15 protein-coding genes are annotated in these 13,213 nt (G+C 67.0%); 12 read left to right on the top strand and 3 right to left on the bottom strand.

Annotation, left to right across the window (positions count from 1 at the left end; translation table 11 throughout):
- The first annotated feature begins 108 nt into the window (after positions 1 to 108).
- The 3 genes from IAE60_RS01975 (at position 109) to IAE60_RS01965 (ending at position 1,739) form a co-directional block, all read left to right on the top strand.
- Complete coding sequence (locus IAE60_RS01975) at positions 109 to 558, top strand: DUF1801 domain-containing protein (protein WP_187573662.1); 450 nt, start codon at positions 109 to 111, stop codon at positions 556 to 558.
- Positions 559 to 725: 167 nt separating this feature from the next.
- Positions 726 to 1,181: a DMT family transporter gene (locus IAE60_RS01970; RefSeq protein WP_187573661.1), complete on the top strand. Its 456-nt coding sequence runs from the start codon at positions 726 to 728 to the stop codon at positions 1,179 to 1,181.
- 3 nt (positions 1,182 to 1,184) lie between these two features.
- Complete coding sequence (locus IAE60_RS01965; RefSeq protein ID WP_187573660.1) at positions 1,185 to 1,739, top strand: DNA-deoxyinosine glycosylase; 555 nt, start codon at positions 1,185 to 1,187, stop codon at positions 1,737 to 1,739.
- Here the strand turns inward: IAE60_RS01965 and IAE60_RS01960 are convergent.
- Complete coding sequence (locus tag IAE60_RS01960; protein WP_187573659.1) at positions 1,701 to 2,459, bottom strand: hypothetical protein; 759 nt, start codon at positions 2,457 to 2,459, stop codon at positions 1,701 to 1,703. The genes IAE60_RS01965 and IAE60_RS01960 overlap by 39 nt on opposite strands.
- A 274-nt stretch (positions 2,460 to 2,733) precedes the next feature.
- Here IAE60_RS01960 and IAE60_RS01955 point away from each other — a divergent pair, with 274 nt between their 5' ends.
- Together IAE60_RS01955 and lpdA are read left to right on the top strand one after the other, a co-directional pair.
- On the top strand, positions 2,734 to 4,161 hold the full coding sequence (locus IAE60_RS01955; protein ID WP_187573658.1) for a dihydrolipoyllysine-residue acetyltransferase: 1,428 nt from the start codon (positions 2,734 to 2,736) through the stop codon (positions 4,159 to 4,161).
- Positions 4,162 to 4,241: 80 nt separating this feature from the next.
- On the top strand, positions 4,242 to 6,374 hold the full coding sequence (lpdA, locus tag IAE60_RS01950; RefSeq protein WP_187573657.1) for a dihydrolipoyl dehydrogenase: 2,133 nt from the start codon (positions 4,242 to 4,244) through the stop codon (positions 6,372 to 6,374).
- Between the two features lie 73 nt (positions 6,375 to 6,447).
- Here lpdA and IAE60_RS01945 read toward each other — a convergent pair whose 3' ends face one another.
- A complete protein-coding gene (locus tag IAE60_RS01945) occupies positions 6,448 to 6,651 on the bottom strand; it encodes a DUF2061 domain-containing protein (RefSeq protein ID WP_187573656.1) in 204 nt (67 codons plus the stop codon).
- Positions 6,652 to 6,752: 101 nt separating this feature from the next.
- Positions 6,753 to 7,571, bottom strand: coding sequence for a hypothetical protein (locus IAE60_RS01940; protein ID WP_187574631.1), 819 nt, complete (start codon positions 7,569 to 7,571; stop codon positions 6,753 to 6,755).
- Between the two features lie 412 nt (positions 7,572 to 7,983).
- Here IAE60_RS01940 and IAE60_RS01935 point away from each other — a divergent pair, with 412 nt between their 5' ends.
- The 7 genes from IAE60_RS01935 (at position 7,984) to atpG (ending at position 13,205) form a co-directional block, all read left to right on the top strand.
- Positions 7,984 to 8,355, top strand: coding sequence for a hypothetical protein (locus IAE60_RS01935; RefSeq protein WP_187573655.1), 372 nt, complete (start codon positions 7,984 to 7,986; stop codon positions 8,353 to 8,355).
- A gap of 29 nt (positions 8,356 to 8,384) precedes the next feature.
- A complete protein-coding gene (atpB, locus tag IAE60_RS01930; protein WP_187573654.1) occupies positions 8,385 to 9,182 on the top strand; it encodes a F0F1 ATP synthase subunit A in 798 nt (265 codons plus the stop codon).
- Between the two features lie 63 nt (positions 9,183 to 9,245).
- Positions 9,246 to 9,545, top strand: coding sequence for a F0F1 ATP synthase subunit C (gene atpE / locus IAE60_RS01925; RefSeq protein ID WP_055939490.1), 300 nt, complete (start codon positions 9,246 to 9,248; stop codon positions 9,543 to 9,545).
- Positions 9,546 to 9,650: 105 nt separating this feature from the next.
- Positions 9,651 to 10,121, top strand: coding sequence for a F0F1 ATP synthase subunit B (locus IAE60_RS01920; RefSeq protein WP_185894407.1), 471 nt, complete (start codon positions 9,651 to 9,653; stop codon positions 10,119 to 10,121).
- 17 nt (positions 10,122 to 10,138) lie between these two features.
- Positions 10,139 to 10,666: a F0F1 ATP synthase subunit delta gene (locus IAE60_RS01915; RefSeq protein ID WP_187573653.1), complete on the top strand. Its 528-nt coding sequence runs from the start codon at positions 10,139 to 10,141 to the stop codon at positions 10,664 to 10,666.
- A 46-nt stretch (positions 10,667 to 10,712) separates the two neighbouring features.
- Complete coding sequence (gene atpA, locus IAE60_RS01910) at positions 10,713 to 12,260, top strand: F0F1 ATP synthase subunit alpha (RefSeq protein WP_162108280.1); 1,548 nt, start codon at positions 10,713 to 10,715, stop codon at positions 12,258 to 12,260.
- Positions 12,261 to 12,341: 81 nt separating this feature from the next.
- Positions 12,342 to 13,205: a F0F1 ATP synthase subunit gamma gene (gene atpG / locus IAE60_RS01905; RefSeq protein WP_187573652.1), complete on the top strand. Its 864-nt coding sequence runs from the start codon at positions 12,342 to 12,344 to the stop codon at positions 13,203 to 13,205.
- Positions 13,206 to 13,213: the final 8 nt, after the last annotated feature.

Genomic DNA, 13,213 nt, shown 5'->3' with positions numbered 1-13,213 from the left:
ATCTCCGTTCAGTGATCCATGCGATATCGCAGTGCACCGAGGCGGCGGCGCACGGCATGACGCGGGCCCCGCGGCTGCGCTACTGTTCGTACAAACGGAGTGGCCAGCATGGCGAGCAGCAAGGCGAAGACGGTCGACGACTACCTGACGGAACTGCCAGAGCAACGCCGGGCCGTGGTCTCTGCGGTACGCGACCTGGTCAACCGGCATCTTCCCCCGGGCTACGTCGAGGCGATGAGCTGGGGCATGATCAGCTGGGAAGTTCCGCTGTCGCGCTATCCTGACACCTACAACAGACAGCCCCTGGCGTACGTCGCGCTCGCAGCGCAGAAGCAGTACTACGCGCTTTACCTGACGGCGTGCTACGCCAACTCCACCCAGGACGTGGCGCTGCGCAACGCGTACGCGGACGCCGGCAAGGCGCTGGACATGGGCAAGAGCTGCCTGCGCTTCAAGGCGCTGGACGACCTGCTGCCCGAGGTGGTCGGCGGCGTGATCGCCTCCACGCCGGTGGACGCGCATATTGCACAATACGAAGCCAGCCGCGCACGGAAGTGACCCGCCGTCGTATCGGCGACCCCCGTCTCCCGCCTGTCCGGGGAGGCGCGCTGCCTGAGCGCGTTTCGCTGTCGCGTTGGCCTTGCTGCCGCCGGACCGTGGCGCGGTGTGAGGGGACGATGGCGCGTTGTCGTATCGTGTCGCTCTCCCTCCGCACGAGACACGACATGAACGCGACCGGCGTGGCCCTGGCCCTCTTCATCGGCATGTTGCTGCCGCTGCAGGCGTTGATCAACGCATCGCTCGGCAAACAGACCTTCGGTCCCGTGTTCGCCTCGCTGGCGTCCTTCATGGTCGGGACGGGCGTGCTGCTGGCGTGGTGGCTGCTGACGCGACCTGTGTTCGTGCCTGCGGCGCTGGCGAAAGTGCCGTGGTGGGCCTGGATGGGGGGTGTGATCGGCGCGGTGTTCGTCGCCTCGGCCACTCTGCTGGTGCCTCGCCTGGGCGCGGCCTCGTTGATCTGCCTGGTGGTGGCCGGGCAACTCGTGGGCTCGGTCGTGCTGGACCATTACGGCGTGCTGCACGCGCGCCAGCCTGTCGATGCGCTCCGCATCGTCGGACTCCTGCTGGTGGTGGCGGGTGCCGTGCTGGTGGTGAAGCCGTGGCAGGCCTCGGGCGGCTGACGCATGGAAGAAGTGCTGACCGGTCTTCCACCGGTGGTCGCATCCGATTGCCGGGTACTGATACTGGGGTCGATGCCGGGTGCGGCTTCGATCCAGGCGAGTCGCTATTACGCGCATCCGCGCAACCGCTTCTGGCCGTTGATGGCCGCGCTGGCCGACGTTCCGGAAGAGGCGTCGTATGGGGAACGGCTGGTCGCGCTGCAGCGGGGCGGGATCGGCCTGTGGGACGTGATCGGCGAATGCCGGCGCGCCGGCAGCTTGGACAGCGCGATCGTGCGCGGCAGTGAGCGGGCCAATGCGCTGGTGCCCTTGATCGTCTCGTTGGGCCAGCTGCGCGTGATCGCGTTCAATGGCGCCACGGCGGCGTCGCTGTTCCGCCGCCACGTCGAGCCACACCTGCCCGAGCTCCGCCAGCCCGTGCAGCGCATCGCGTTGCCTTCCACCAGTCCGGCGCACGCCGCGATGGGGCTGGAGGCGCTGCGGGAGGCCTGGAGCGTGCTGGCGCCGTGGCGGGAGGGCTCAGCCCACGGCGGTACGGGGCTGCGGGCGCAGGCGTAGCCAGACGGTCTGCGCCGCCAGCACGAGCGCTACCACGACCGCCACGAGCGCGGCGGTATCGCTGCCGGGGAGGCGCCAGCCGGACTGCTTCACGTACACCGCGGCCAGCGCCCAGAGCGCCGCCGCCACGAACGGCAGGTTGCCGCGCATGCGGTGGTTAGCCCACAGCAGCAGCGCGGTCGCCAGGGCGAACAGCACCAGCGTCCACGGCAGCATGGCGTCGGTCGGCAGCAGGCGGTATGCCACGATCACCTGCGCGGTGTTGAGGAATGCGGCCAACGATAGCCAGCCTGCGTGCAGCGACAGCGGTGCCCATGCCCAGGCCGTCAGGCCGGGTGCGGTGATGCGCGCGGTCGACAGCTTGAGCGCACAGGTGAGCAGGCACGCCAACGCCGACCAGATGATGAGCAGCGCCAGCCAGAACAGCTGCTGCGAGAACACCGGCATCCACACCGCCGTCAGCGCGAACCCCGCCGCCGCCCAGGGGCGGATCCCCGCAAGTGGGTCCGTTGCCGCGCGTCGCGAGAACGCCTGCCACGCACCGAACACCATGTCCCACAGGAAAATCAGGCCCCAGATCGCAAACGCATAGCCTGCGGCCACGATGAGCGTGGGGTAGCGGTCCGAGATGGCGCCATTGGTGGGCCCGAATACGCCCTGCTGGGAAAACCAGGACACGACGGGCATGGCGAGCGACAACAGCAGGACGAGCCAGCGCATGGGTATCTCCTCTTGCGGATGGGGGGCGATCCTAGGCACGGGCCTGTGAACGCCGCATCCAGATACGCGCGTCAGGGCGCCGTGGATGAACAGTGCGGGTGCGTATTGCCGCATGGGAATCGTGTGGCGGCCCGACCAAAGCGATACCACTGCGCGCGATGCGGGCCCCGATGTCCCGATGGAGACATCGATCGGCCGCAATGGATGGTTGGCGCGTGGCGCCGCTGCGGACACAATAGGGGTTCCCTCTTCACGCACGCACCGGAGTAATGCCATGTCCGACATCAAGGAAGCCAAGGTCCCCGATATCGGCGACTACGACGGCGTGCCGGTGATCGAGATCCTGGTGGCCGTGGGCGACACGGTGAAGAAGGACCAGGGCCTGGTCACGCTGGAGTCGGACAAGGCCACGATGGAAGTCCCGTCGGCATTCGCCGGCGTGGTGAAGGAAATCAAGGTCAAGCTGGGCGACGAGATCGCCGAAGGCGCGGTCGTGGCGCTGATCGAAGTCAGCGAAGGCGCCGCCGAGGCGAAGCCCGCCGCTGCACCCGCACCGACCGCCACCACGGAAACCGGCGCCAAGGTCGAACCGGTCGCGGTATCGCCGACCCCCGACAAGATCGCCCAACGGGAGATCGCGCAGGAGCGCGCCGCACCGGCCGTCGCGCCCGCGGCCTCGCGCGTGCTGGACGACAAGCCGGGCATCGATCCCGAAGCTTCGCCGCCGCGCACGCCGCCGGTCGAATTCAACGCCGACCGCGTGCTGCCGGAAAAGGTCGCCTACGCTAGCCCGGCCGTGCGCCTGTTCGCGCGCGAACTCGGCGTGGACCTCAACCAGGTCAGCGGCAGCGAGCGCGGTGGCCGCATCAGCAAGGAAGACGTGCAGAAGTACGTCAAGGGCGCGCTGGCAGGTGGCGTGGCCGCGCCGGCCGCCGCCGGAGCGCCGGTCGCCGCCGGGGGCGGGCTCAACCTGCTGCCGTGGCCGAAGGTGGACTTCAGCAAGTTCGGCGAGACCGAAGTCGTCGCGCTGTCGCGCATCAAGAAGATCTCCGGCGCCAACCTGGCGCGCAACTGGGCGATGATCCCTCACGTCACCCAGCACGACCACGCTGACATCACCGACCTGGAAGCGCTGCGGGTGGCGCTGAACAAGGAAAACGAGAAGGCAGGCATCAAGCTGACCATGCTCGCCTTCCTGATGAAGGCCAGTGTCTCGGCGCTGAAGAAGTTCCCCGATTTCAACGCCTCGCTCGACGCCAGCGGCGAGAACCTCACGCTGAAGAAGTACTTCCACATCGGCTTCGCCGCCGACACGCCGAACGGCCTGGTCGTGCCGGTGATCCGCGACGTCGACAAGAAGGGCGTCAACGAGATCGCCCAGGAAAGCGGCGAGCTGGCCAGGAAGGCGCGCGAGGGCAAGCTCGGCCCGGCCGAGATGTCCGGCGGCTGTTTCTCGATCTCCTCGCTGGGCGGGATCGGCGGCGTGGCCTTCACACCCATCGTCAACGCACCGGAAGTCGCCATCCTCGGCGTGTCCAAGTCCTCGATCCAGCCGGTGTGGGACGGCAAGCAGTTCCAGCCGCGCCTGATGCTGCCGCTGTCGCTGAGCTACGACCACCGCGTGATCGACGGCGCCGCCGCCGCGCGCTTCACCGCCTATCTCGCCCAGCTGCTGGCCGACATGCGCCGCGTGCTGCTGTAAGTCCGTAGGGTGGGCCCCGGCCCACCGACCCGAACAAACCACGGTGGGCCCAGGCCCACCCTACGAAAGAGAAGAGTGGTATGGCGAACACGATCGAAGTCAAAGTCCCCGACATCGGCGATTACAGCGATGTGCCGGTCATCGAAATCCTGGTCGCCGTCGGCGACACGGTGAAGAAGGACCAGGGCCTGGTCACGCTGGAATCGGACAAGGCCACGCTGGAAGTGCCGTCCTCGGCCGCCGGCGTGGTGAAGGAACTCAAGGTCAAGCTGGGCGACACGCTGTCCGAAGGCAGTGTGGTGGCTGTGCTGGAAACCGAAGGTGCTGCAATGTCCGCGCCGGCACCGGCCGCGCCTGCTGCTCCCGCCGCACCTGCGCCGACGCCCGCCGCTGCACCCGCACCTGTCGCCGCGGCGCCGGCCGCTGTCGGCGGCGGTGGCCTGATCGAAGCCAAGGTCCCCGACATCGGCGACTACGATGGCGTGCCGGTCATCGAGATCCTGGTCGCGGTCGGCGATACGGTGAAGAAGGACCAGGGCCTGGTCACGCTGGAATCGGACAAGGCGACGATGGAAGTCCCGTCGCCCGCCGCCGGCGTGATCAAGGAGATCAAGGTCAAGCTCGGCGACGAACTCGCCGAGGGCAGCCTGGTGGCGATCATCGAAGGCGAGGGCGCTGCGGTCGCTCCCGCCAAGCCCGCACCGGTCACGCCCTCGCCCGCCGCGCCTGCTGCGCCCGCCACATCGGCGCCGAAGCCCGCACTGGGCACCGGCAAGCCGGCCGATATCGAATGCCGCATCGTCGTGATCGGCTCCGGTCCCGGCGGCTACACGGCGGCGTTCCGCGCCGCCGACCTCGGCCTGGATACCGTGCTGGTCGAACGCTACGACACCCTGGGCGGCGTCTGCCTCAACGTGGGCTGCATCCCGTCGAAGGCGCTGCTGCACGCGGCGGCCCTGATCGATGAAGCGGCGCATTCCGACGACATCGGCATCAGCTTCGGCAAGCCGAAGATCGACCTGGACAAGCTGCGCGGCTTCAAGCAGGACAAGGTGGTCGGCCAGTTCACCAAGGGCCTGGCCGGCATGGCCAAGCAGCGCAAGGTGCGCACGGTGCAGGGCGTGGCGAAGTTCGTCTCGCCGAACGAGCTGGAAATCCTCGGCAGCGACGGCAAGACGCAGCTGCTGCGCTTCGAGCAGTGCATCATCGCGGCCGGTTCGCAGGCGGTGAAGCTGCCGAACTTCCCGTGGGACGATCCGCGCGTGATGGATTCCACCGACGCGCTGCAGCTGGCCGAGGTGCCCAAGAAGCTGCTCGTCGTCGGCGGCGGCATCATCGGCCTGGAGATGGCCACCGTGTACCGCGCGCTGGGCGCGGAGGTCACCGTGGTCGAGTTCATGGACCAGCTGATGCCGGGTGCCGACAAGGACCTGGTGAAGCCGCTGGCCGACCGTCTGAAGAAGCAGGGCGTCATCGTCCACCTGAAAACCAAGGCCGCCAAGGTCGAGGCGTCGAAGAAGGGCATCACCGTGCACTTCGAGAGCGCCGCCGAAGGCCAGAAGCCGGAGCTGGAATCGGGCATGTTCGACCGCGTGCTGGTCGCGGTGGGCCGTTCGCCCAACGGCGGCAAGCTGGATGCCGACAAGGCCGGCGTGACGGTCACCGACCGTGGCTTCATCCCGGTCGATGCGCAGATGCGCACCAACGTGCCGCACATCTTCGCCATCGGCGACCTGGTGGGCCAGCCGATGCTGGCGCACAAGGCCACGCACGAGGGCAAGCTGGCGGCGGAAGTGGCCGCCGGCGAGAAGAAGGAGTGGGTGGCGCGGGTGATCCCGTCCGTCGCCTACACCGATCCGGAGATCGCCTGGGTCGGCGTGACCGAGACCGAAGCCAAGGCCAAGGGCCTGAAGATCGGCGTGGGCAAGTTCCCGTGGGTGGCGTCGGCGCGCGCCGTCGGCATCGGTCGCGGCGAGGGCTTCACCAAGCTCATCTTCGACGAGCACACCCACCGCATCATCGGTGCAGGCATCGCGGGCGTGCATGCCGGCGACCTGATCAGCGAACTGGCGCTGGCCATCGAGATGGGCGCGGAGGCCGGCGACATCGGCGCGACCATCCACCCGCACCCGACGCTCGGCGAAACGGTGGCGATGGCGGCCGAGGTGTACGAGGGCACCATCACCGACCTGTACATCCCGAAGAAGAAGTAACCCACCGTCAGACGGGCCGAAACCGAAAGGCCACGCGGATGCGTGGCCTTTCTTTTGCTTGCGCGGCCGTGGCTCAGGCAGGCAACGCGGTCGCGCGCGCCGCACGCCTGGCCTCGATCCGCTTCCACACCTTTTCGTGGAAGTGGAACACCACGGTGTTGGTCGCCGGTTCGATCAGCGCCAGCATGCCGCCCACCAGCAGGCTGCCGGTGAACAGGTAGCCCAGGGTGAAGGCCACCGAGAAGTGCAGGATCGCGAAGCTCAGGGTCTTGTTCACGACGAGGCCTCCAGATGAGAATTGATCTCATTATGGGGTGGGCGCGCGCCCCGTCCAATGAAACGATCCGTTCGAATCGATAGCTGTTCTCTATTGACGGCTCAGAATGCCAGCGTCACGCCCGCCACCGGCCCCTTGAAGCGCTGGTCCAGGCCCAGCAGGCCGTCGCTGCCGGCCTGTTCGACATCCAGTTTGAACCAGTCGTAGCCCACGAACGCGCCGAACTTCTCGGTGAAGCGGTATTCCACCAGGGCGTTGGCGCGGGTGATGCTGCCGTCGTAGTCGCCGAAATCGCCCCATCCCGCATCCAGGTACTGGCCCTGCAGGTTCAGCAGCCACTTGTCCGACGGGCGGGTGGTGAAGCGCACGCCGACCACCGGCGCGTAACCGGTCTCGCTGCGGCTGTCCCGGTAGCTGTCCTCGCCGGCCTCGGCGTACACGCTGCCCTTGAGCTTGGCCCACTCGGCCCCGAGTTGCAGGCCGATGCTCGAGCGCTCGGTTTCGACCACCGCAAAGTCGTACATCAGGCTGGCCAGCTGAAACTCGACCTGGCCCTTGGCGAAGCTGCCGGCGGGGAGGGTCACGTCGTCGTAGGACAGGTCTTCGCTCAGCGTGGCGCGCTGCGACTTGTCGTACTGGAAGTAATCGAAGATCAGCCGCTGGCGCTCGCCCATGCGGAACACCCCGTCCACCCGCGGCACCCACTCCTTGCTGCCGAAGTCGAAATCCTCGGAGAACGCCAGGTCGCTGCCCTCGAAGACCGTGCTGCCGCGCAGTTCGCCCTGCGCATCCACATTCATGGCGCCCAGGCGCAGCGTGAAGCGGTCGTCGGTGTCGGCGGCGTGCGCGGTGGAGGCGACGAGCGCCAGCGACAGGCAGCAGAAGAGGGTGGCGCGGCGGCGGGGGAAGGCGGGGGTCATCATGGCTCCATGCGAAACAGGGGGGAGCCGTTACCGTGGCGGCAGACGGGTCGACAACGGGTGAAGTGGCTGAACCATGCTGGCGTCGGCCCGGGGGCGCAGAAAAGGCGAAGCCCCGGGGGCAGCCGGGGCTTCGGAGAGGCCTGCAACGGAGCATCGGACGAGGAAGTTGAGCAGCAGGCCTACAGGGACTGACAGGCCCGATTTTCCAAAGTTCCGGAAAACCGGGAAGAAAATTCTGAATAGGGGAAACGGTTACATGCAGGCCGCACAAGGCTTGCCGGCGGGCCGGGAGCGGATACCTGCACTTCGACCTTTGGCGGTTGTCCCTGAAATTGTCCCGCTGCTATACTTTTGCGGCTCGGCGAGGCGCTTTACTGCCTTGTACCCGCCAATTCCGTAGGGCTTTCGTGTGCTGAATTCCGTCGCTGCGGGCCGGCGGCTGGTGTTGCGCGCCGCCGTCTGGCAGACGGCAGCGGTGCTGCTGGTCGCGCTGTTGTTCCTGCTCCGGGGCGTGCCCCAGGCAGTGGCGGCGGCCGTCGGGGGGCTGGCGATCGTGGCCGGTGCGCTGTTGGCGGCCTGGCTGGCCTTCGGCGGCGGCGTGTTGGGGGCCGTCTCGGCGGTCCTCAGGCTGGTCGGCGGGATGGTGGTGAAGTGGGTCGTGGTGATCGGCGTGCTGGTGATCGGCGCGGGGCTGTACAGGCTGCCCCCGCTGCCCCTCCTGGCAGGCGTGGTCGCCGGACTGGTGGCACAGATGCTGGTTGCGGTTGGCAAGCAGCGATAAACCCAATCTAGACGAAAGGTTTCCGACACATGGCGGGCGAGGCGCTTACTCCCACCAACTACATCCAGCACCACCTGAAGAACCTCACGGCCCAGGTCGGCGGAGAGGGTCCCTTCTGGACGATCAATGTCGACACCTTCGTGACGGCCGTGCTGATGGGGCTGCTGATCGTGTTCGCGTTCTGGCTGGCCACCCGCAAGGCCACGGCCGGCGTGCCGGGCAAGTGGCAGGCCTTCGTCGAGATCATGCTGGAATTCGTCGACAAGCAGGCCCGCGACACCTACCACGGGACCAGCAAGCTGGTGACGCCCATCGCGATCACCATCTTCTTCTGGATCCTGATGATGAACCTGCTGAAGATGATCCCGGCAGACTTCATCGCCAAGCCGCTCGAACTGATGGGCGTGCATTACTGGAAGCCGGTGCCCACCGCCGACGTCAACGCCACCCTGGGCATGTCGATCAGCGTGTTCTTCCTGATGATCGTCTTCGCGCTGCGCTCCAAGGGCCTGGGCGGCTTCACCCACGAGTTCCTGACGGCGCCGTTCGGCAAGTGGATGATGCCGTTCAACCTGATCCTCAACATCGTCGAATGGGTCAGCAAGCCCATCTCCCTGGCGATGCGACTGTTCGGCAACATGTTCGGCGGCGAGATCGTCTTCCTGCTGATCTGGGTGCTGGGCGGCGCCGGCATCCTCGGCATGCTCGGCGGTGCGACGTTCGGCCTGGGCTGGATGCTGTTCCACCTGCTGGTCATCCCGCTGCAGGCGTTCATCTTCATGATGCTGTCGATCGTCTACCTGAGCCTGTCGGAAGACAGCCACTGAGTTTCCGCTTCACCGTTCCCTTCGTACCATCCACCTTTCAAGCACTTAGTTCCGGAGATCACCATGGAAAGCATCCTCACCAACCTCGCCCAGGTCCAGGCTTCGACCGCCCTCGCCATCGGCATCATGATCGGCCTGGCCGCGCTGGGCGCCGGTCTGGGTCTGGCCATCATGGCCGGCAAGTTCCTGGAATCGGCTGCCCGCCAGCCGGAACTGATCCCGGTCCTGCAGGTGCGCATGTTCATCACCGCCGGCCTGATCGACGCCGCGTTCATCATCTCGGTCGCCGTCGGCCTGCTGTTCGCCTTCGCCAGCCCGTTCATCACGATCTTCACCGAGCAGCTGGCCAAGCTGGCGGGCTGATCCGTCGCGTGCACGCCTGACCACGGGCCTCGGCCCGCGGTCAGTCACCAGGCGTAGCTGGGCCGGCGCGATGTGCGCGGGCCCTTCATCACCGGCAGGTTTACGATGAATATCAATCTCACTCTGTTCGCCCAGGCGCTGGCCTTCGCCGGCCTGATCTGGATCATTGCGACCAAAATCTGGCCGCCGCTGCTGGCTGCCATCGAAGAACGCCAGCAGAAGATCGCCGAAGGCCTGGCCGCGGCCGATCGCAGCCAGAAGGACCTGGCGCAGGCGCAGGAAAAGGTCAACGAAGCGTTGAAGGAAGCCCGCGTCAAGGCCAACGAGATCATCGACCAGGCCCACGCGCGCGCCAACCAGATCGTCGACGCGGCCAAGAACGAGGCGATCGCCGAAGCCAACCGCCAGAAGGAACTGGCGCAGGCCGAGATCGAGGCCGCCGCCACGCGTGCCCGCGAGGACCTGCGCAAGCAGGTGTCCGCGCTGGCCGTCAGCGGTGCCGAGAAGCTGCTCAAGCGCGAGATCGACGCCAACGCCCACAAGGCGCTGCTCGACGAACTCGCCGCCGAAATCTGATCCGGACGAGCTGATCGATGAGCCAGGCCCTGACCGTCGCCCGCCCCTACGCCCGCGCCGCCTTCGCGACGGCGCGCGACGAAGGCAACTTCGCCGCCTGGTCGCAGGCGCTGGGTTTCGCCGCGCACGCCGCGGCGGACCCGCGCGTGGCCGCGCTGCTGCCCAATCCGCAGCTGCTGCCCGCCGATGCGGTGTCGCTGCTGTCGCCGGAAGGCGCCAGCGAGGCGTTCACCCGCTTCCTCGGCATCCTCGCCGATGCGCGCCGCCTGCCGCAGCTGCCGGAAATCGCCGGCCTGTTCGAGGAGCTGCGCGCCGAAGCCGAGCACGTCGTCAAGGCGAGGGTCACCTCCGCCACGGCGATGCCGGACGGTGAGCTGGACGTGATCAAGGCGGCATTGAAGAAGCGCTTCGGCCGCGAGGTCGAGGTCGAAACGGCCATCGACGCCTCGCTGATCGGCGGCGCCGTGATCGACGCCGGCAGCGTGGTGATCGACGGCTCGCTGAAAGGCAAGCTGGCGCGCCTGCAGTCGGCGCTGACGCACTGAATTCCCATTGAACCGCCGCGCGCGAGCCGGCACACAGGACTTACCCATGGCTACCACGCTCAACCCCTCTGAAATCAGCGACCTGATCAAGACCCGTATCGAGAAGGTCAAGCTGGCCGCGGAGTCGCGCAATGAAGGCACGGTCACCAGCGTGTCCGACGGCATCGTGCGCATCTTCGGCCTGGCCGACGTCATGCAGGGCGAAATGATCGAGCTGCCGAACAACACCTACGCGCTGGCGCTGAACCTGGAGCGCGACTCGGTCGGCGCCGTGGTCCTGGGCGACTACGAGCACCTGCGCGAAGGCGACGTGGCCAAGACCACCGGCCGCATCCTGGAAGTGCCGGTCGGTCCGGAGATGCTCGGCCGCGTCGTGAACGCGCTGGGCGAGCCGATCGACGGCAAGGGCCCGCTGGGCACCTCGCTGACCGCGCCGGTGGAGCGCGTGGCCCCGGGCGTGATCTGGCGCAAGTCGGTCGACCAGCCGGTGCAGACCGGTTACAAGTCGGTCGACGCGATGATCCCGATCGGCCGCGGCCAGCGCGAGCTGATCATCGGCGACCGCCAGACCGGCAAGACCGCGATGGCCATCGACGCCGTGATCAACCAGAAGGGCACCGGCATCAAGTGCGTGTACGTCGCGATCGGCCAGAAGGCTTCGACCGTGGCCAACATCGTGCGCAAGCTGGAAGAGAACGGCGCGCTGGCCCACACCGTGGTCGTCGCCGCCACCGCCTCCGAGTCGGCCGCGATGCAGTACATCAGCGCCTACTCCGGCTGCACCATGGGCGAGTACTTCATGGACCGCGGCCAGGACGCCCTGATCGTGTACGACGACCTGTCCAAGCAGGCCGTGGCCTACCGCCAGATCTCGCTGCTGCTGAAGCGTCCGCCGGGCCGCGAAGCCTACCCGGGCGACGTGTTCTACCTGCACTCCCGCCTGCTCGAGCGCGCCGCCCGCGTGTCCGAGGAGTACGTGGAGAAGTTCACCGAAGGCAAGGTCACCGGCAAGACCGGTTCGCTGACCGCGCTCCCGATCATCGAAACGCAGGCCGGCGACGTGTCCGCGTTCGTGCCGACCAACGTGATCTCGATCACCGACGGCCAGATCTTCCTGGAAACCGACCTGTTCAACGCCGGCATCCGCCCGGCCGTGAACGCCGGTATCTCGGTGTCGCGCGTCGGTGGCGCCGCCCAGACCAAGATCATCAAGAAGCTGTCGGGCGGCATCCGCATCTCGCTCGCCCAGTACCGTGAGCTGGCCGCGTTCGCACAGTTCGCCTCGGACCTGGACGAAGCCACCCGCAAGCAGCTGGAGCGCGGCCAGCGCGTCACCGAGCTGATGAAGCAGAAGCAGTACGCGCCGATGTCCATCGCCCTGCAGGCGCTGTCCATCTACGCCGTCAACGAGGGTTATCTGGACGACGTGCCGGTCGGCAAGATCCTGGCGTTCGAAGAAGCGCTGCACGCGCACTTCACCAACACCCAGGGCGCGCTGGTCGACACGATCAACAGCACCGGCAACTGGAACGACGAGATCGAAGGCGCCTTCAAGAAGGGCATCGCCGAGTTCAAGCAGACCGGTACCTGGTAAGCGTAGGGTGGGCCCCGGCCCACCATTCGTGAAGGCGGCGGGCCAGGCCCGCCCTACGAAGACGAATCAAGCGAGCAGAGCATGGCAGGCGGACGCGAAATCAAAACCAAGATCAAGAGCGTGCAGAACACCCGCAAGGTGACGCGCGCGCTCGAGATGGTCTCGGCCTCCAAGATCCGCAAGGCGCAGGACCGCATGAAGACCTCGCGCCCGTACGCGCGCGCGATGAAGCAGGTGATCGGCCACCTGGCCCAGGCCAACACCGATTACCAGCATCCCTTCATGGTGGAGCGCAAGGACGTGAAGCGCGTCGGCTTCATCATCGTGTCGTCCGACCGCGGCCTGGCCGGCGGCCTGAACAACAACCTGTTCCGCAAGATGCTGGGCGAGATCCGCCAGTGGAACGAGAAGGGCGTCGAAGTCGATGTGGTCACCATCGGCCAGAAGGCTTCGGTGTACTTCCGCCGGGTCAAGGTCAACATGCTGGCCAGCGTGTCCCACCTGGGCGACACGCCCAAGCTGGACCAGCTGATCGGCGTGATCAAGGTGATGCTGGACGCCTACACCGAGGCCAAGCTGGATCGCGTGTTCGTCGTCTACAACGACTTCGTCAACACCATGACCCAGCGCGCCGCGTTCGACCAGCTGCTGCCGCTTCCCGCCGCTGAAACGCAGGTCGCCCGCCACGACTGGGACTACATCTACGAACCCGATGCCGCGACCGTGCTCGACCACGTGATCACGCGCTATATCGAGTCGCTGGTGTACCAGGCCGTGCTGGAGAACATCGCGTCCGAGCATGCGGCGCGCATGGTGGCCATGAAGGCCGCCAGCGACAACGCCAACAAGCTCATCGGTACCCTGCAGCTGGTCTACAACAAGGCCCGCCAGGCGGCGATCACCCAGGAAATTTCCGAAATCGTCGGCGGCGCGGCGGCAGTCTGACGCGCGTA

Origin of the sequence: Pseudoxanthomonas mexicana (assembly GCF_014397415.1) — a bacterium.
Classification (GTDB): domain Bacteria; phylum Pseudomonadota; class Gammaproteobacteria; order Xanthomonadales; family Xanthomonadaceae; genus Pseudoxanthomonas_A; species Pseudoxanthomonas_A mexicana.
This window is presented reverse-complemented; position numbering and strand designations above follow the sequence as displayed.

Bases quoted from the DNA above. Each gene is read 5' to 3' on its own strand.
- IAE60_RS01975 (WP_187573662.1), top strand. From the start codon at position 109: ATGGCGAGCAGCAAGGCGAAGACGGTCGACGACTACCTGACGGAACTG.
- IAE60_RS01970 (WP_187573661.1), top strand. From the start codon at position 726: ATGAACGCGACCGGCGTGGCCCTGGCCCTCTTCATCGGCATGTTGCTG.
- IAE60_RS01965 (WP_187573660.1), top strand. From the start codon at position 1,185: ATGGAAGAAGTGCTGACCGGTCTTCCACCGGTGGTCGCATCCGATTGC.
- IAE60_RS01960 (WP_187573659.1), bottom strand. From the start codon at position 2,459: ATGCGCTGGCTCGTCCTGCTGTTGTCGCTCGCCATGCCCGTCGTGTCC.
- IAE60_RS01955 (WP_187573658.1), top strand. From the start codon at position 2,734: ATGTCCGACATCAAGGAAGCCAAGGTCCCCGATATCGGCGACTACGAC.
- lpdA (WP_187573657.1), top strand. From the start codon at position 4,242: ATGGCGAACACGATCGAAGTCAAAGTCCCCGACATCGGCGATTACAGC.
- IAE60_RS01940 (WP_187574631.1), bottom strand. From the start codon at position 7,571: ATGACCCCCGCCTTCCCCCGCCGCCGCGCCACCCTCTTCTGCTGCCTG.
- atpB (WP_187573654.1), top strand. From the start codon at position 8,385: ATGGCGGGCGAGGCGCTTACTCCCACCAACTACATCCAGCACCACCTG.
- atpE (WP_055939490.1), top strand. From the start codon at position 9,246: ATGGAAAGCATCCTCACCAACCTCGCCCAGGTCCAGGCTTCGACCGCC.
- IAE60_RS01920 (WP_185894407.1), top strand. From the start codon at position 9,651: ATGAATATCAATCTCACTCTGTTCGCCCAGGCGCTGGCCTTCGCCGGC.
- IAE60_RS01915 (WP_187573653.1), top strand. From the start codon at position 10,139: ATGAGCCAGGCCCTGACCGTCGCCCGCCCCTACGCCCGCGCCGCCTTC.
- atpA (WP_162108280.1), top strand. From the start codon at position 10,713: ATGGCTACCACGCTCAACCCCTCTGAAATCAGCGACCTGATCAAGACC.
- atpG (WP_187573652.1), top strand. From the start codon at position 12,342: ATGGCAGGCGGACGCGAAATCAAAACCAAGATCAAGAGCGTGCAGAAC.